The organism is Eubacterium aggregans, assembly GCF_900107815.1.
GTDB classification, from domain to species: Bacteria; Bacillota; Clostridia; order Eubacteriales; family Eubacteriaceae; genus Eubacterium_O; species Eubacterium_O aggregans.
In genome coordinates, this window is the sequence record NZ_FNRK01000009.1 from 86,859 (window position 1) to 104,273 (window position 17,415).

The window sequence follows — 17,415 nt, forward strand, 5'->3', positions numbered from 1 at the left end:
TTTAATTTGAGGAGGAAGCACAATGATAAAAATCGGTATTTTGGGCTACGGGAACCTGGGGCGGGGCGTTGAATGCGCCATCCGACAAAACCCGGATATGGAGCTCGTCGCCATCTTCACCCGCCGGCCCCCGGAGACTCTCACCATTCTGACAGAGGGGGTCCCCGTCCGCAGCGTCGAGGATGCCCCAGCTTTTGAGGATACCATCGACGTCATGATCCTCTGCGGCGGCAGCGCCACCGACCTCCCCCAGCAAACCCCGGATTTTGCAGGGCGCTTCAACGTGGTGGACAGCTTTGACACCCACGCCAAAATCCCAGAGCACTTTGCAGCGGTGGATAAAGCCGCCACAGAAGCGGGCCATGTTGCCCTGATTTCCGCAGGCTGGGACCCCGGCCTCTTCTCCCTCAACCGGGTTTATGGCAACGCCATCCTGCCTGTGGGGCAGGATTATACCTTCTGGGGCAAGGGCGTCAGTCAGGGCCATTCCGATGCCATCCGGCGTATTGAAGGCGTGGTGGATGCCCGTCAGTATACCATCCCCGTGGATGCCGCCCTGGAGGCCGTGCGCAGTGGTGTCAACCCAGAGCTTTCCACCCGGGAAAAACACACCCGGGAATGCTTCGTCGTCGCCAGAGACGGCGCGGACCAAGCTGCCATCGAAGCTGAAATCGTCGGGATGCCCAACTATTTCGCGGATTATGACACCACCGTCCACTTTATTTCCGCCGAAGAGCTGGCCCGGGACCATCAGGGAATCCCCCATGGCGGCTTCGTCATCCGCAGCGGTGCCACCGGCTGGGAAAATGAACATAAGGCCGTGGTAGAATACAGCTTAAAGCTGGATTCCAACCCCGAGTTTACCGCCTGTGTCCTGGTCGCCTGTGCCCGGGCCGTTGCCCGCTTCGCTGCCCAAGGGGCAAAAGGGGCTAAGACCATCTTTGATGTCCCACCCGCTTATTTGTGCGCTGGTGATGGGGCAGATTTGCGTAAAATATTGCTTTAAAGCCCAAGGAGCCGCTGCATTCTTTCCAGATGCGGCGGCTTTTTTGTCGTTGCAATATTAAGGGAGTGCTTGTATAATAAGACCATAAGACACAATGGGCTTAAGGGGAAGAAAATGGGAAAAAAGATATCGCACTCAAAGAATTTTTTTCAAATAACAACCGTTTTGCACAATTATGCAACAATGCTCTTTTTAATGGTAAATCCGTTATACAGGCCGATCGTCTTAAACCCTTAGACAGTGCCCAAAGTGAGCTTATCCCCCTGGGCGAGAAAGCCGCTGATTTTATCCAGAAAAACCGGGACGTGGTAAAGCTTTATAACGATGAAATGGCATTTATCGTTCTCGGACTGGAATCCCAAAACGATATACATTATGCCATGCCGCTGCGCTGCCTAGTCTAGGATGCTCACTCCTATGACAGGCAATATCGTGAAATTGGAGATACCCATCGAAAGAACAGGGATTTAAAGGGAGCGGAGCGATTAAGCCGCTTTGCACGAGGGGATAAACTCATCCCCGTAATAACCCTGGTCGTTTATTATGGCACCACACCCTGGGATGCCCCCAGAAGTTTAAGGGAAATGATTGCCATGCCAGGGGGAAACCCAATACTGGCTTCACTGGTTCCAGACTACCCCATGCACCTGCTGGAAGTCCAGTGTATTGAAAACATGGAAGAATACGAGGGCGAGCTAAAAGTCCTTCTGGGCTTTGTAAAATATCAAAAGAATTTAGAGGCACTTTTAACCTTTGTGGGTGAGAATGAAGAAATCTGCAAAAAGCTTCCCCGAGAAACCCTACGGACCATCGAGGCCGTTGCGGAGATTAAAGAGCTGGAAGAGTATATTCCCAATATTGAAGAACAGGAGGTGATTAATATGTGTGATGCATTACAGCAGTTAAGGCAAGAAGGTCGCATGGAAGGTCGCATGGAAGGTCGCACGGAAGGTCGACGCGAAGGTAAGCTGGAGGCTGAAGAATCGATCATTCTGGAAATGCTCAAAAAGAAGCTGGATATCCCCTTGATTGAAGACATCACCCACCTGCCCACCGAGCGTATTTTAGAAATTAAGCGACAGTATAAAATTCAGTGATTTTGGAATTGTGGAGCCGCTGCATCCCTGTGAAGGATGCGGCGGCTTTTTGATGGGCTTGTGGAGATACCTTGTATAAAAAAACAGCAATGCTGTTTTTTTAGCACTACTGTTTTGTGGATTCTTTACTTGCTGGTGTTAAATACGTTGATAGCCGAGGCGGTGTCGGAGAGCCAGTTCCAGTTTTTATTTTGGTTCACAAAGCTGACCTGGGTGCGGGTGCCTCCAGCGTAGGTGGTGTATTTGGTGGATGCTGTCCAATTATTGTTTGTTTTGGGACTCTTGACATCCTCTAAGCCACTGAAGGTGTGCTTACCATTATCTCCATCTGTTCCCTTCGTTCCAATATAGAAGAGATAGCCGGCAGAGATATTATTATCGGCACCTTGTTTGTTTAACTCAGTTGTACCTAGCTCCTTAGACTCCAACACATACTTCTTCGACCAATCCGTTTCTTCGGTCACTTTGTAATAACCCTTTTTCAATCCTGAGATCAACCGAGAGTCTTTCGTCATATTGCCATTGGCATCAAAGCTAATGGTTTCGTAGAAGGTACTGGTTGGTGTTGCCGCCGTCGCGTCTGAATTGGCAAGGCTATTTTCATAGTACTCAATCTTGTAGACAAAGGTCTGGTTAGCATTGATTTTATTGATATTGCTGTACTGGCTGTCAATGCTCTTGTTGATTTGGATTTGGCCTTTGACTACGTGGATGGTGTAAGTAGCCGGACCCTTGGTCAGTGTGCTGTTAACACCTATCTCTGTTGCATCTCCAGAAATAGAACTATTTGTATGCGCAGAGCTTTCCGCTGTCGATGCCCCTAGATTATTGTAGGTTACCTTCGCATAATAGGTATTGGTAGACGCATCTGGCGTTAGTGTTTCTAGCATTTCCTCTGTTATTTCAGTACTACACAATTCCTCAGTATATAGTTTTACTTCAAATCGATCAGCTGTCACCGCATAACCTGATAGGTTAAATTTCTCCAGCGCACTTTGAATAAGCTGTGCCTTGATGGCATCATTCAGGGGCACTGTATCCCCCCAGAAAATGGTTTCTTCTGCGTTATTAATGGTGAAATCAGACTTAACATTAACCGTGGGTTGATCTAGGGGTTTGCTGGCAGTGCCGACAGTAATGGCGGAATCCGCACCGTTGGTAGTTACTGCATTGCCGCCGATGTAGTTATCCTTGGCTTTGACGGTGATGATTTTGCTCCAGGCTTGTACTCCGGTATTGGCTGTGTTCGGGATGGTCTGGTTTTCCCAAACGACATAGAAGGCTTTCTTCGCACTGTCGTAGCGAACGACGCCGCCGTTGTCCAGGGTGATAGAACCTCCGTCAGTCATATTTTTGTCGTCTGTACCTTTGGTATCTATGGTAATTTTATTGCCACTATCATCCAAAATATCAAAACGTGTATCGATATAGTCTTTCACCGTAGCGTTGCTGATATCCGTGTTGTGAGTGATAGTGCTTTGAATAGTGTCAAAGATATTTTGCAGGCTTTCGGCATCATTGGCGGTAAAGGCACAATTTGTACTTGCGATACCATTTAGCCAGTTCTTGGTTGTATCATTCAATCCAAGACCAACTGTAAAAACTGTGACGCCTGCATCCTTTAAATCTTGTACCGCTTTTTCGGTTTTCGTCTTAGAATCCCAATCATCCGTATTTGTATCCGATGGATAATTATGATTCCCTGTCGGTGCGCCATCTGTAAAGAGAATAACGTATTGTGGAATACCAGTTTGTTTAGAGCTTCCCAGCTGTTGTTTTGCAAGATCAAGCCCTAATTCAGGCATTGTTCCACCACTAGCGGATAGTTTATTTATCGTTGTAATTAAACTGCTAGCATCTGTGCCAATTGTGCTAATACTTGCATCTAGATTACCCCCACCGTAACTGGTCGAAGAAAAAGATGTGATCCCAACCTTGCTTTGAGATGAGTTCTTAGCCATATTCGTCAGGAAACTTCCAGCAGATGCTTTTAAGGCATCCATCCGTGTAGTTACTTTTTTATAGACAGTTACTGTACTATTATCATCAACTTTTGTTTTACTGACCTTCCAGTATTTCTTACCCTGGCTTTTATCATAAGTCATAGTTAGATGATTATCGCCATAATAATAGGTTGTCGACTTATCCAAGGAATTTTTAATCTCATTATAAGCACCGATTGCAGTGTAAGTCGCTTGATCTAAGGTATAACTCATCGACCCTGATCGATCCAGCACCAACATAACATCCGCGACACCGCCTTCGGTAGTTTCCTCCGTGCTGCTGGCCTTCGAGCTTGCCGTAATATTGATATCGTAAGTCCGGTCATTCCAATCCTTTACCGTGGCGGTTTTGCTGGATTCCAGGTCTTTGTTGAGAATCTCCTGGGCGGTGTAGTTAATGATTTTGTTATCTGTAACCACATCTCCCTGCGTTCCATCTGCATTTTTGACATAGACGGTGGCGGTGGCAGTTACGCCATCCGCATTTGCTACCACATCGACGATCCAGCTGTTGTCTGAGGCGGTGTACTTATCAGGTGCAGAGGATTCGGTCAGGGTGTAGGTGCCGACCCGCAGGTTGTTGAAATTGAGCTTACCTTCTGCGTCCGAGCTGGCAGTGTACTGGATTGTTTCGTTGCCTTCGCCGTTCATGGCGAGCTTAAAGCTGGCACCTTCGAGCATTTCACCCTTTGTATTGGTTTTGATTAATTCAAGATTAGCCAAGGGGACATTTTCGACAGTCGTGATTTGGGCGTTGGGGATGGTGAAGTTCATGTTACAATGAGAGAGATTCCCTCCGCGTTCCATATAAAGAACGGTTAAAGTATGCTCCTTGTTTTTATCGTAATTTCCTGTAGCATCTTTAATTTTTGTCCATAAATCGACATTTCCTGTTTGCGCAGCATGAATACCGCCAATATCCAGGACAACCGATCCGTCTAAAAGAACCCACAGGTCGTCGTCACCCGTAAACGTATAATCCAATGGACCTACATAATCGCCTAATGTAAACTTGATGTCGTAACGCATACCGAAATAATAGTTGTGGCTCGCATCATAATCAGAACTAGCATGTTCTTCGGTATCAAGGGGGAAGAAATCACTAGTGTTAGTAATCATATTTGTAGTTCCATCACCTTTATACACGCTGTTTAAAGAATAGGTATCCCCCGAACGACTAAATCCAAGTTTGTAATTTGAAAAGATCGCCTTTCCGGCTTTTGTATCACTCGAAAACAGACCAGGTTCATCGACGTTAAACTCAACGTTCCCATCAGCATCAAGTCCTTTTACAATACCATGTTTGATTGCACCAGCATTATAGAGGTCTCCATTTCCTCCATAAGCATATGTACCAGAAGAGAAACAATTAATTAATTTATTATAACCACCATCATTTATTGTCGTCAGATATCCTTGATTGCTATAAACATTCCCGTAAGAATTACCCGATATTTGTGTACCATCTGCATTTGTTCCACTTACAGCACCAACGCCGATACGCTTTGTTGGAACAGATTCACTAGGATAATTTCCTTCGTAATTAATACTATTTTTTTGATTCGTGTTATTATCATCGGCTCCAGGTTTGACGGTGTAATCATAAAAAGTCGTGTCTCCTTTAATATTTGAACTTGCAGGTGTATAGATAATCTTTACCGTCGTATCTGAGGTCAACTCCAAATTTAATCCATCAGCGATGGAATCTCCATTATAAGTTTTTGTCGTTCCACTCTTTGGTGTGACGTCAATGGATTTTACATCCCAGTTTGTCGCCTTCTTATAATCATTAATCTTAGCACCAACCGTCAGGTTTTTTACATCATCGGCATAAATCTTTTTGTTTGTTTCACTATTATAATGCTCAATGGTCACCTGAATATTACTAGTCCCTTTATTGGTGATGACGTAGGTTGAGAAATGATTAGTGTCAAAAGCGATCTTCCCATCATCAGCCGTACTCGCATTCATATTCTCCACCGTCTTAACATCATCAGACACATGGTACACCGCAGCGGTGTCCCCTGCGGCAACTTCCGGGGTGGTGACAGTTACCTTAACGGTGGCACCGGGTTCCACTTCCTTGCCGTCCACGGTAAATTTAATATCGTAGGCTTTGGCGCTCTTAATGGCCTTTTGTTCTTCCACGGCTTTTTCATCCAGCTTTTGCTGCATATCGGTGGTGATTTCCACCGGGGTCACCGAAAGCACGGCATTCTCCGGCAAATCCCCAGGATTACTCAGGGTAACTTTGACGTTCACCTCGTCACTTTTATAATCAAAGCGGACGACCTCGGTGCCGTTTTCCTGGACGGTGGTCCGGGGGGCGCTATCCTCTGCCAGAACCACTGCGCCACACATGATAAACATCACAAACAGCAGGGCTGCTCCGATGATTCCTTTAAAGATCTTAGTGTTTATTTTTGAATTCATTTGCGTTCCCCTTCCAGATCAATTTCTTTTTATATTTTCGATTGATTTCGCTATCTTTGTTTTCCATTATTCTATCAAGGGGGAGTCACACCCCAGTCACAGATAAAAAATCCAGCAAAAACTATAAAAGCATGGCTCGCGCCATGCCTGTTGTAAAGCTCTATAATAATTTTAAGCATTCCCGGACACTTTCAAACTCGCCAAGGGTGCTGCCATCCGCCCCCTTTAAAAGCCCCTGCCATTCCGCGTGCTTCCGGGTGAGCATAATCAAATCGACGGTCTTGACCTGTCCGGCCATCTCCAGTATTTCGGCACACCCGTGGAAGTGCTGGGGGCTGCCGCAATAGGACTGGGGGACTTCCTTGCCGGCTTTAAAGCTTCTGATAATCTGGCTGGGCTGGGGTTTCCCGATGCGGTTGAAGGCCTCATCCACCTGGATGATGAATTCCCCAATGCCGTCAAAGGGAATGGCCTCCTCCAAAGCGATGCCGACGAGTCGCCCGGCGAAACGGTCCACGGTGTGCACATCGATGCAGATTCGGATGCAATTATCTGGGATTTGCCGCTCCTTCATTTTAAGACCTCCGGCTGCCATTTTTGCCCGCGCCCTTCTTTTTTCTCGGTAATGCGTCCATCTCCTGTAAGCTGTAGCTTAAGCGTGTTTTGGACTTTTTTTTTGTATTATAATAGTTCATTTCGATGCGCTCCATAACCATTTTAGCGGTTTCGTACTGGCAGGTGGGCAGCAGCACGATAAATTGGGAGCCGCTGTACCGGGAGATGACATCCCCGGAGCGCAGGCTGCCCAGGAGAACACCTTCCAAGGAGTCCATGCCATCGCTGATCATGCCCAGATAGGCGGGGCTGTCCACGGGGATTTCAACCCGGGGGATGACAGTGATGAGGCCGATATAAACGGAAATCCCCAGCCGCCCGGCCCGCCGGATTTCCAGATCGTAGGTTTTTTTAAAAACCCCGTATTCGCACAAAAAGGCCCCGGACTCAACATCCTCCCGCAGCTCCCGCTCAATGGCGGCAATGTCCATTTCCTGGTCGTGGGTCTGCTTCAACAAATCCTCATATACCCGGCGCAGCTCTTCGGAGGGGGCGATCCCCAGGCTTTCGTAGAGAAGATCAACAGCGTGCTTGTATTGCTCCATTGCCAATTTCGGTTTACCCTGGAGCATGAGTCCTTTCACAAAGGCGGTATGGATATCCTCATCCAAGGTGTCCAGCTTTAAAACCTCTCTACAGCACTCTGCCATCTCGCCATATTCTCCAAAATCCTCCAAAATCCCCAGGCGATTTTTTGCCGCCTCTAGGTATTGAGAGTGGTAGTAGGTGGATAGTGAAGCCACCCAGTGCTCCCCCGCAAGCTTAGGCATAAACATCCCTTTGTACAAGGCCATGGCACTGCCATAGTCCTCAGCCGCAGCCTTTTCAGTCGGTGCAGCCTTTGCCCGCTGACAGAGTCGATCAAAATCCTCGGCATCGACCTCTAGGGTATACTCTGGATTCCAGGCATAAGAACCACGCCCAGTGAGAATGAAAGCATGGTCTCCCCAGGTTTTTTTTATGAGTGCCCGAAGGCGGTACATGAGATTTTTTAAGGCTCCTGCGGGATTGTCGCTCTTTTCGTCTGGCCATAAACTTTCGCAGATTTCCTGCACCGTCATTTCTTTATCACGGTGGATGATCATGTAGACTAAAAGCTTGGTCAACATTTCGGAGCGGATGCGGTCTTCGTCCAGTGTTCCCCCCAATCCTTCCAAAATAAATCGGCTAAACATTTGGACTCGTAAGCTATTTTCCTTCATTACGCTTTTCCTCTTTACAAGATATGTTTTTAATTATACCTTAACCTTCCTTAATTCCCCTTGGATTTATGGGCTAATTTGGTCAAAAAATGCGTAAAAAAAGCCTGTGCACGTTCTCAAATTCTAACATGCACAGGTTATGTCTTCTTTCTAGCTGCGATGACGCTTTCTGATGAACAGGAAAGCACCCCCAAGGGATAGGATAATGATTGCACCAATCCCTGCATAGACCCAGGGGGATACCCCCGCACTATCTTTTTGTAAATCCTGATTGGCTAAAGGCACATCATTTTCATCCAGGGTGGTTGTCTGTCCCTGTTGATTCGTGGTATTATCCGTGATGGTTTGCCCATCTTGGCCCGTCGTTGTCGTTGCTGTCGTTCCATCCGTCCCCACTGTCCCGGCCGTTACACCACCGGTAGTGGCGATGGTTGTTCCCCCGGGGAGTACCACCGTCTGGATGACCTCAGTGGGATTGGCTTCGGCCTCAGCGGTATAGATAAAGTCGATCTGGGTCCCCTTGGCCGTGGCGATGTTGAGGGTCTTGGAGGCCGCATCCACCATGTAGCCGTCAATGGGCAGCGCGTATTCTGTCACATTCACCCCAACATTGGTAATGGCGGCTCTTTGAGTCGCCAACTCATTGCCATAGTTATCCATATAACGCACCCGATAAACCCCTTCATTGATAATCCGGGCGTATTGAGCTACATAATTGGCTTTTTGGGTCACCGTTGTTTCGACTTCCGGGCTCCACCCGGTAAAATAATAGCCGGTAGGCGGAATGGCAGTAATGACGCTTAAATCCACGGTCCCCTCATAAGGTACCTTCACCGTATAGCTTTCATCCACTGCTCCAGTGTCCGCCACCTGAATGGTGCCTTCTCCCCCTCTAAAGGAAATGGCGTATTCTTTATTGGCATCAGCCGCCTGTACTGGATAAGCTAAAACCACGAGGAGCAAAAAAAGCAGCGTGCTTACCAGAGCCATGGACGATTTCTTTATGTTTACTTTCAGTGATAACATGGCTACTCCCCTCTTTTCCGGCGCTTGACAATGAGGACCACCGCCAGGATAATTAAAGCCACACCAATGACGATGGCGGCCATGGAGGCGCCTCCCACACCAGTATTCACAATGCTCCGTTCACCGGTAATATACTGGGTGACGGTCTTAATCATGGATTGCCCAGGAGTCACAGGGTATCCTGCGCTGAATACCAGTTGGATTTTTCCAGTTTTATCCATATAGCTGTTCTCTGCCGATTGCCCATCCAACTTAATGGCAATCGTAACCGTATCCTGGGCTCCCACCGCCAGGGTGTCCAGCAGAATATTATTATCCTCCTGGAGATATTCTCGACCGACGGATTGATTGTAGGCACTGCCCCCGCCAATAACGGTAGAGAAGAAGGTCGTCCCATTTTTCGCAATCGAAAAATCGTACACCGCCTGGGAGTCCGCTGTTTTTTCTGCGATGTTGTCCAGGATTTCAGCACTCATATAAAAGCTCATCTCCCGGGAACCATCATTCTTCAAGATTAAAGTCAAAGTCCGGTCTTCTCCAGGCTGTAAATCCGTAAAGCCCTGGGTAGAAAGGTCCCCATCCATAGAGTGGACGAATTTTTCGGCCTCTCCCTTAAAGGTGATGACTTCCCCGCCCTCTGCCAGAACGGTTCCCATGGTGGCTAAGAGAAATACAGCCGTTAAAATGAAGGGTATGCATCGTTTTTTCATGTCGGTACCTCCTATTGTTCTGCCACGGCGGTAATCTGCCCGTTATCGTCGATTTCTGCCACAATACCCCACTCTGACAGCATAGCATCTTTAGCCGCCACGGTCTGGATACCATCGGCCTTAAAGGTGATCTGCGTAGACAGACCCAAGTAGTTGTTGCTGTTCTCCCCAACCTTATCCGCCAGGATGCTAAAGGCATCCATAACGTTAGCGGAGATGGCGCCTGATGGCAGTACCTTTTTATAATAGCATTCCACCACCTCAGGATCCTCGGCATCCTCTTTGATAATCCAATCCCCATTTTTGCACACAATGCCAATTTCTGAAGGATCGACCTCCAGGGCCTTCTTGCCATCAATCCCGATCCAGCTTCGGTTGATGGTTACCCGGACGTAGGCATCTTTACTGCCAGTTGCCTGGACAGCTACCCTTTCATCCACCACATCCCCAGGGACTCCAGCGTACTGGAAGCCACTGCCTTTTTTAGCATCTGTTATTTCGGTCACCCCAGACTTAGCCATATCCCCAGTCTGGACGATTTCAATGCCCAGGTTCGCGGTGGATACCTCCTTTGTCGTTTTTGTCGAGGTGAAGAATGCCGCGTAGGTACCAGCAAACAAGGCCAGGACGGTGACGATGGCGATGGTGATTGCGATTTTCTTCTTCGTATTCTTCATGTTCCGCTCCTTCTCTATCCTCATGATTCTTTAATCTTTTATACCCATTATTAGCCATATTATAAAGCGACCTTGTCACATCTCAGTCACACAGCGGGGTTCTCCCGGGGATTTTAGGGTCCCTTCATTTTTACGCACTTGTTCATTCCTTTTCTTTAAATTATGTTATAATGAGACTATATTACAGATTTGGACGGTACCTATACAATGGCCAAAGCAAAAAAATGCTTCTATATATGTGGCCTGATCGCCTTGCTGCTGCTCCTGTGCAGCTGTGGCAGTACCGGGGGAGGCAGCCGTGCCAATGCGCCGACGGTCCTTTCCCCTAGGGCAGACGGCACGGTGGTCTACGGCAATACCGCAGTCACCATTGATGCGTCCCATACCAGCCTAGGCTACGCTATGGTGGATTACACCGGCGGTAATCCCAAGGCAAAGATGCAGATTACAGGCCCCGATGGCGGGGTCTACACCTACGACCTCCAGGTTGGCTACGAAACCTTTCCCCTAACCGCTGGCAGTGGCACCTACACCCTGGTCATTTATGAAAATGCCGGAGGCAATGAATACACCACCGCCTTTACCCAGTCCCTGGATGTCACTTTGGAAGATGCCTTCAGTCCCTTCCTCTACCCCAACCAATACGTTTGGTACACAGCGGATTCTGCGGTGGTTCCCCTGAGCCGTCAGCTAGGGGAAGGTGCGGATACCGATTTGGATGTCATTACCCAGGTATACGATTATGTTACCACTACAATCCAGTATGATGATGCCCTGGCTCAAAGCGTCACCAGCGGTTATCTACCCAACCTGGATACTATCCTGGAAACCCAAAAGGGCATCTGTTTCGATTATGCCGCCCTGATGACGGCACTCTTACGGATTCAAAACCTTCCCACCCGCCTGGAAATCGGTTATGCGGGTAGTGCCTATCATGCCTGGATCAGCGTGTACACCGCTGAAAAGGGATGGGTGGAAAATGTCATTGAGTTTGACGGCTCGGATTGGACCCTGATGGACCCTACCCTGGCCGCCAATAATGATAATGACTCGGTCAAACAGTACATTGGAGACGGCAGCCGCTATGTCACCAAATTTAGGTATTGATTGGAACTCAACGAGGAGAATGTGATGAAAAAACAGCAACGGATGCTGAGTAATGTGGAAATCAGCAGCTTCTGTGAACAAATGGCGATGATTCTAAAATCCGGGGTCTCAATTCTGGAGGGCCTTTCCATCATGTTAGAAGATGCCTCGCCTGGAGAAGGCCAGCGGATTTTGTCCTCCCTATACCAGGCATTTGGCCAATACGGCCAGTTGGCCCCAGCCTTAGAGGCCGCAGAGGTCTTCCCCGCCTATATGGTTGGCATGGTCCGTCTAGGGGAAACTGCCGGTCGGCTGGATGCCGTCATGGACGCCCTGACCCTTTATTACGGTCGGGAAGAGGATATCGCCCGGGGGGTGCGCAGTGCCATATCTTATCCCCTTATCATGATCGGGATGATGCTTGTTATCGTGGTGGTGCTTATGGTCAATGTTATGCCGGTATTCGCCCAGGTCTTTGCCCAGCTAGGGGCTGAAATGACGGGATTTTCCCGGGCCATTTTAGAAATGGGCCTGTCTATGAACCGCTACGCCGCGGTCTTTGTGGTCCTCCTCATCCTCCTCCTGGCCACCATCTTTTATTTATGCAAGGTTCCCCGGGGTCGGGCCGCCATGGCCAGCTTTTCCTCGAAATTCTTCCTCACCCGGAAGCTCAATGAAAAAATTGCCCTGGCCCGTTTTGCCGGCGGCCTTTCCATGACCATTGCCAGCGGTTTAGACGGAGAGCACAGCCTCAGCCTGGTGGCGGATATCACCGAAAATCCCGCCTTAAAGAAAAAAATCACGGTAGCTCAGACCCTGATGGTCCAAGGCTGCAGCTTTCCAGATGCCCTCCACGAAGCCGCCCTGTTTTCGGGCATCTACGGTAAGATTCTGGCCATCGGTCACAAGAGCGGCACCCTGGACAAAGCCATGGACCGGATTGCGAGCCAGTACAACGACGAGGTGGACACCGCCATCGATGGGATGCTCTCCGTTCTAGAACCCACCTTAGTCGCTGTCCTCTCCATCATCGTCGGCATTATCCTGCTCTCGGTCATGTTTCCCCTTCTCGGTATTATGAGCACCATTGGCTGATCCGGACATTTTGCCTCCAGGAGGTGGCTCTATGAAAAATCGATTTAATCCAACTCAAAAAAGCAGATCCATCCTAAAGGATTCAGCTGTTACCCTGGCGGTTTTCTTCCTTGTCGCCGGGGTCTTTATCCTCGGAATCTTCCAGGTTTCATCCGCCTCCAATACTGAGGAAATACAGAACCTGAAAAACGCCGTCCAGCACGCCGTGGTGCACTGCTACGCCACGGAGGGGCGCTACCCCCAAAGCTTGAGTTATTTGGAAGAGCACTATGGCCTCAGTTACGACAATAAGAAATATCTGGTGGATTACACGCCCTACGGAACCAATATTTTCCCGGGCATTACCATCATCCCCCTGGGAGGTTCCTCATGAAAATTCAGAAATCCCGGGAACACGTGGTGGATTATCTCTTCGTTTTAGCCCTATTCTTCGCCTTCGCCCTTTGCACCTTTGCCGTCATCTTCATCGGCATCAAGGTCTACAGCCAAACCGTCACCCATATGAATGAAAACTACGTGGGGCGCACCGCCACCACCTACGTCACCCAAAAAATCCGCAGCACTAGCGGCCCCATTACCATCACCGAGGTAGGAGATACCAAAGCCCTCAGCCTGGAGGATACGGAGGACCAGACCCGTACCCTGATCTACGCCTGGCAGGGAACCCTTAAGGAGTTAACCATTAAAGCCCCGGATGCCATTACCCCCGGGGCCGGACAGGATATCCTGCCGGTGGATGCCTTTGTCCCAACCCTGGCTGGTACGGGCCTCCTTGAGCTCTCCATTACCGATGGAACCGGGCGACACCATTGGCGTTTTGTTGCATTCAATCCATGAGGAGGTTCCCATGAAGCATCGATACACCACATCTAAAAACAGCCTCTTCCTCATGGAGCTCATCATCGCCATTTTTTTCTTCGTCCTTGCCAGCGGGGTCTGTATCCAGATTTTCGTTAAGGCTCACGTCCTCAGCACGGACACCCAGCGTACCCAGCTGGCCGTCAATGAAGCCAGCAGTGCCGCAGATATCATCCGGGCCAACCCGGGAGATGCCGCTGCCGCACTGCTGCAAAACCTCCCGGGGGCTACACTTTCCGAGGGTGCTGTGGAATGCAGCTACGATGTCCAGGGTCAGACCGGTGCCCCGGCGGATGCCGACATCCAAATGCGCATCCTTCTCAGCCAGGCTGAGGGCATGATCACTGGGGAGATTGTCGTTACCCAGGCCGCCACCCAGGAGAGTCTGTATACCCTCCAGGTCAAACGCTACATCCCCATCAGTGAGAGAGGAGGGACCGCACCATGATGAAGAAAGGCTTTCAGATGATGAATGTAGGCGCCTCCTCCTTCCTCGTCATTTTTACCGTCCTGGCCCTGGTAACCTTCGCGGTACTGTCCGTGTCCAGCGCCAACGCCGATAAACAGCTGAGTGACAAGGTTCTGGAATCCACCACAGCTTATTACCAGGCCGAAAACCAGGCCGAAGAAACCCTAGCCCAAATTGATCAGGCCTTATCCCAAGGGCCTTCTCCGGATGATACCACCCTCCCAAACCTTCTCCCTGGGGGATGCACCTGGGATGCCAGTAGCCGCACCATCGCTTTTAATAAAGAAATGGGAGGTGGCCAGGCTTTGGCCGTCAGCTTAACCCTCCCTCCCGAAGGCACCACTTACCAGATTACCCGCTGGCAGGTCATCTCCACTAACGATTGGCAGCCAGATAACACTTTACCAGTGATTACCCTGAACTAGAAATGAGATTTTAAATGGATATTTCCCAAATTTTAAACCACGCCACCCAAAATAAGGCCTTGGACATCTTTATCGTCGCCGGACTGCCCTTGACCTACAAGACCAATGGCCGTTTGGTCCAAATCACCCAAACCAAGCTGCTGCCCCAGGATACCGAGGCCCTGATCCGCGGGATTTATCGACTAGCCCAAAACCGGGACTACGAGCAATTCTTTGCAACCGGAGACGATGATTTTTCCTTTTCCTTGGTGGGTATTTCCCGATTTCGGGCCAGTGCTTACAAGCAGCGGGGCTCCGCTGCTGCCGTAGTACGCATCATCAGCTTCCAGCTCCCTGATCCCCAAGCCCTGGGTATTCCCCAGGCCGTTATCTCCCTCACCACCATGGGGAAAGGTCTGGTCCTGATTACCGGTCCAGCCGGCAGCGGCAAATCCACCACTTTGGCCTGTATGATTAACCATATCAACAAAACCCAGCATAAACACATCATCACCCTGGAGGACCCCCTGGAGCATCTTCATAGCCATAAAAAAAGCATTGTGAGCCAGCGTGAAATCAGCAGCGATACAGCGGATTACGTTACCGCCCTGCGTGCCTCCTTAAGACAGAGCCCCGATGTCATCCTCCTGGGGGAGCTCCGGGATTTTGATACCATCGACATCGCCATGACCGCTGCCGAAACCGGCCATCTCATTCTGTCCACCCTTCATACCCTGGGAGCGGCGGATACCATTGACCGGGTGATTGATGTCTTCCCACCCAATCAACAGAACCAGATTGCCGTCCAGCTTTCCATGTGTCTGGGGGCCGTGGTTTCCCAACAACTTATCCCAGATGTAGAGGGACGACTCATTCCTGTATTTGAAATTATGACTCTGAATCCTGGAATTCGAAATATGATCCGGGAAAATAAAATTCATCAGATTGAGGGCATGCTTTACTCCGCCAACCAGGAAAATATGATTTCCATGGATAATAGTCTATTGGGTTTGGTTTCCCAGGGACGCATTACCAAAGCCGTTGCCCTGGATCATGCCACCAATCCGGAAATGCTTCAAAAGAAATTGGGATAAAAAATGCCAGCCAAAGAACAAATCATTCCTTGGCTGGCATTTTCTTTTTTACATTTTATCCCAACAATTCTTTACGCAACTGCCAAAGCGGGGCAAAGGCCCGACGCAACTCCCGATACAGCTGGTAGGTTCGGTCATAAACAGGATAGGATTTGGACTGATAAATCTTATCCAGACGACAACAGGAACGAACCGCATCCTCAAAATCCTCATACAGCCCCAGGCCAACGCCAGCTGCCATCACCGCCCCCCGAGCAGCGAATTCACTACCCTTGGACACGGCCACGGTGGCGCCGTTGACATCGGCTATGATTCGGGGAAGGATGCCGCTGGTGGCCCCTCCGCCGGAAATCAGGATTTTATCAATCCCATTGTACCCTTCCATACAATCCCGTATAGAGAAGGCAATGGATTCGTACACTGCTCGGAGCAGCTGCTCCCGGCTGGTACTATCCGAAATACCAAAGAAGCTGGCCTTGGCATTGGCATTATTAAAGGGCATCCGCTCCCCAGCAGTGGATAAATAGGGATGATACACCACCCCACCGGCACCGGGTTTTGTCATCTCCACCATCTGATCCGCCAGGGCGTAGTCTGGGCGCCCCAGCAGTTCCTTCAGGGCCCAGTCGATATTGGTCATCCCGTTAAGGGTCGACATCACCTCCACCGCCTTGTCCACACAGACATGGGGCAGGAAATGTCGCCAATACCGGGTGGGGTCGCACCCCTCCTTATCGTGGACGATGAGGGAAGCACAGGTTGTCCCTAACACCACAGAGATATTCCCCGCATCGTAAGCACCTACCCCCAGGGATGCGGCCACCACATCCAGCGCCCCCACAAATACCGGAATCCCTGGAAGGAGCCCCATTTTAGCCGCTGCCTCCGGGGTCATATGTCCTCCCACAGAGGATGCTGGCAAAACCCCTGGGAACTTATCCACGGCCTCTGGCAGGCCCAAGACCGTCATAAGCTGGGTGGGTACCCCACCATTGGTAAAACGCAAAAAGGAGGAGCCCCCGTCGGAGAAGTCCGTTAAAATCCGACCGGTCATGCAATACCGTAGCCAGTCCTTAGCAAAAAATACCGCCTTGGTTTGCTGATATAAATGCAAATGGTTCTTTTTAAGCCAACGCAATAACACCAGGGTACTGCCAGATCCTACCGGACAACCAATATTGCGGTGAACCAGCTTTCCTACTCCTGGCGTCTTTTCATTAATAATCCAAGCCTCTTCCTGGGCCCGTCCATCGTTCCACAAAATGGCATTCATCACTGGCCGCCCATCGCCATTGATAGCCCAGAGGCCCTCACCTTGACCCGTAACGGCCACACCAATGACTTCCTCTGCGATGGCCGGTCCCTGGCTCATCAAAAGCGCGACCGCTGTCGCTGTTGACTCCCAGAAATTTTCCATATCCATTTCCTTGCAGTCACCATTCGTGATGATTTCATTGTCTACGGCGATTTTATTGATTTCCTTTCCCTGTAAATCAAAGAGAACGGCTTTCGTCTTGGTGGTCCCACCATCGATTCCGATGAGATATTTCATGGTCTTCTCCTAACTTCCCCAAAAAATTCGAGAGTGTGTTATAATAGTATATCAAATTCTTGAAAAAATTACTAGCAATGTCGAGGAG

17 protein-coding genes are annotated in these 17,415 nt (G+C 49.5%); 9 read left to right on the plus strand and 8 right to left on the minus strand.

Features of this window, described 5'->3' with window-relative positions:
- Nucleotides 1-22: 22 nt before the first annotated feature.
- Nucleotides 23-1,006 (plus strand): diaminopimelate dehydrogenase, encoded by a 984-nt coding sequence (locus tag BLW33_RS06815; protein ID WP_090306786.1) that lies wholly within the window; start codon nt 23-25, stop codon nt 1,004-1,006.
- 233 nt (nt 1,007-1,239) lie between these two features.
- On the opposite strand, the gene BLW33_RS14220 is transcribed toward BLW33_RS06815, so the two are convergent.
- Nucleotides 1,240-1,380 (minus strand): hypothetical protein, encoded by a 141-nt coding sequence (locus BLW33_RS14220; protein WP_207647808.1) that lies wholly within the window; start codon nt 1,378-1,380, stop codon nt 1,240-1,242.
- A 141-nt stretch (nt 1,381-1,521) separates the two neighbouring features.
- Here BLW33_RS14220 and BLW33_RS06820 point away from each other — a divergent pair, with 141 nt between their 5' ends.
- Nucleotides 1,522-2,103, plus strand: a complete 582-nt coding sequence (locus BLW33_RS06820; RefSeq protein ID WP_278286192.1) for an RpnC/YadD family protein — start codon at nt 1,522-1,524, stop codon at nt 2,101-2,103.
- Between the two features lie 125 nt (nt 2,104-2,228).
- Here the strand turns inward: BLW33_RS06820 and BLW33_RS06825 are convergent, their stop codons facing one another.
- The 6 genes from BLW33_RS06825 to BLW33_RS06850 all read right to left on the minus strand — a co-directional run bounded on the left by BLW33_RS06825 (nt 2,229) and on the right by BLW33_RS06850 (nt 10,769).
- The gene (locus tag BLW33_RS06825; protein ID WP_090306791.1) at nt 2,229-6,539 is read right to left on the minus strand and encodes a fibro-slime domain-containing protein; all 4,311 of its coding nucleotides are present in this window, start codon (nt 6,537-6,539) and stop codon (nt 2,229-2,231) included.
- Between the two features lie 160 nt (nt 6,540-6,699).
- Entirely contained in the window at nt 6,700-7,113 is a 414-nt protein-coding gene (locus tag BLW33_RS06830) for a hypothetical protein (RefSeq protein WP_090306793.1), read from the minus strand.
- 1 nt (nt 7,114) lies between these two features.
- A complete protein-coding gene (locus BLW33_RS06835) occupies nt 7,115-8,356 on the minus strand; it encodes an AfsR/SARP family transcriptional regulator (protein WP_090306797.1) in 1,242 nt (413 codons plus the stop codon).
- Between the two features lie 150 nt (nt 8,357-8,506).
- Nucleotides 8,507-9,382 carry a hypothetical protein gene (locus BLW33_RS06840; RefSeq protein ID WP_090306800.1) on the minus strand — a complete coding sequence of 292 codons (876 nt, stop codon included), beginning with the start codon at nt 9,380-9,382 and terminating at the stop codon, nt 8,507-8,509.
- Nucleotides 9,383-9,384: 2 nt separating this feature from the next.
- The gene (locus tag BLW33_RS06845; protein WP_090306802.1) at nt 9,385-10,092 is read right to left on the minus strand and encodes an LPXTG cell wall anchor domain-containing protein; all 708 of its coding nucleotides are present in this window, start codon (nt 10,090-10,092) and stop codon (nt 9,385-9,387) included.
- Nucleotides 10,093-10,103: 11 nt separating this feature from the next.
- Nucleotides 10,104-10,769 carry a hypothetical protein gene (locus BLW33_RS06850; RefSeq protein WP_090306805.1) on the minus strand — a complete coding sequence of 222 codons (666 nt, stop codon included), beginning with the start codon at nt 10,767-10,769 and terminating at the stop codon, nt 10,104-10,106.
- A gap of 207 nt (nt 10,770-10,976) precedes the next feature.
- Between BLW33_RS06850 and BLW33_RS06855 the strand changes: the two genes are divergently transcribed.
- Genes BLW33_RS06855 through BLW33_RS06885 form a run of 7 tightly spaced genes read left to right on the plus strand, consistent with a single transcriptional unit; the run spans nt 10,977 to nt 15,775 of the window.
- Entirely contained in the window at nt 10,977-11,876 is a 900-nt protein-coding gene (locus BLW33_RS06855) for a transglutaminase-like domain-containing protein (RefSeq protein ID WP_090306807.1), read from the plus strand.
- 24 nt (nt 11,877-11,900) lie between these two features.
- A complete protein-coding gene (locus BLW33_RS06860; protein ID WP_090306810.1) occupies nt 11,901-12,950 on the plus strand; it encodes a type II secretion system F family protein in 1,050 nt (349 codons plus the stop codon).
- A 31-nt stretch (nt 12,951-12,981) separates the two neighbouring features.
- On the plus strand, nt 12,982-13,323 hold the full coding sequence (locus BLW33_RS06865) for a hypothetical protein (protein ID WP_090306813.1): 342 nt from the start codon (nt 12,982-12,984) through the stop codon (nt 13,321-13,323).
- On the plus strand, nt 13,320-13,787 hold the full coding sequence (locus tag BLW33_RS06870; RefSeq protein ID WP_090306816.1) for a DUF4860 domain-containing protein: 468 nt from the start codon (nt 13,320-13,322) through the stop codon (nt 13,785-13,787). Before BLW33_RS06865 ends, BLW33_RS06870 begins: the two co-directional genes overlap by 4 nt.
- Nucleotides 13,788-13,797: 10 nt before the next feature.
- Complete coding sequence (locus tag BLW33_RS06875; protein ID WP_090306819.1) at nt 13,798-14,256, plus strand: type IV pilus modification PilV family protein; 459 nt, start codon at nt 13,798-13,800, stop codon at nt 14,254-14,256.
- Complete coding sequence (locus BLW33_RS06880; protein WP_090306821.1) at nt 14,253-14,702, plus strand: hypothetical protein; 450 nt, start codon at nt 14,253-14,255, stop codon at nt 14,700-14,702. Before BLW33_RS06875 ends, BLW33_RS06880 begins: the two co-directional genes overlap by 4 nt.
- A gap of 14 nt (nt 14,703-14,716) precedes the next feature.
- A complete protein-coding gene (locus BLW33_RS06885) occupies nt 14,717-15,775 on the plus strand; it encodes a type IV pilus twitching motility protein PilT (protein WP_090306824.1) in 1,059 nt (352 codons plus the stop codon).
- Nucleotides 15,776-15,830: 55 nt separating this feature from the next.
- Here BLW33_RS06885 and BLW33_RS06890 read toward each other — a convergent pair whose 3' ends face one another.
- Complete coding sequence (locus tag BLW33_RS06890; RefSeq protein ID WP_090306826.1) at nt 15,831-17,327, minus strand: FGGY-family carbohydrate kinase; 1,497 nt, start codon at nt 17,325-17,327, stop codon at nt 15,831-15,833.
- Between the last annotated feature and the right edge of the window lie 88 nt (nt 17,328-17,415).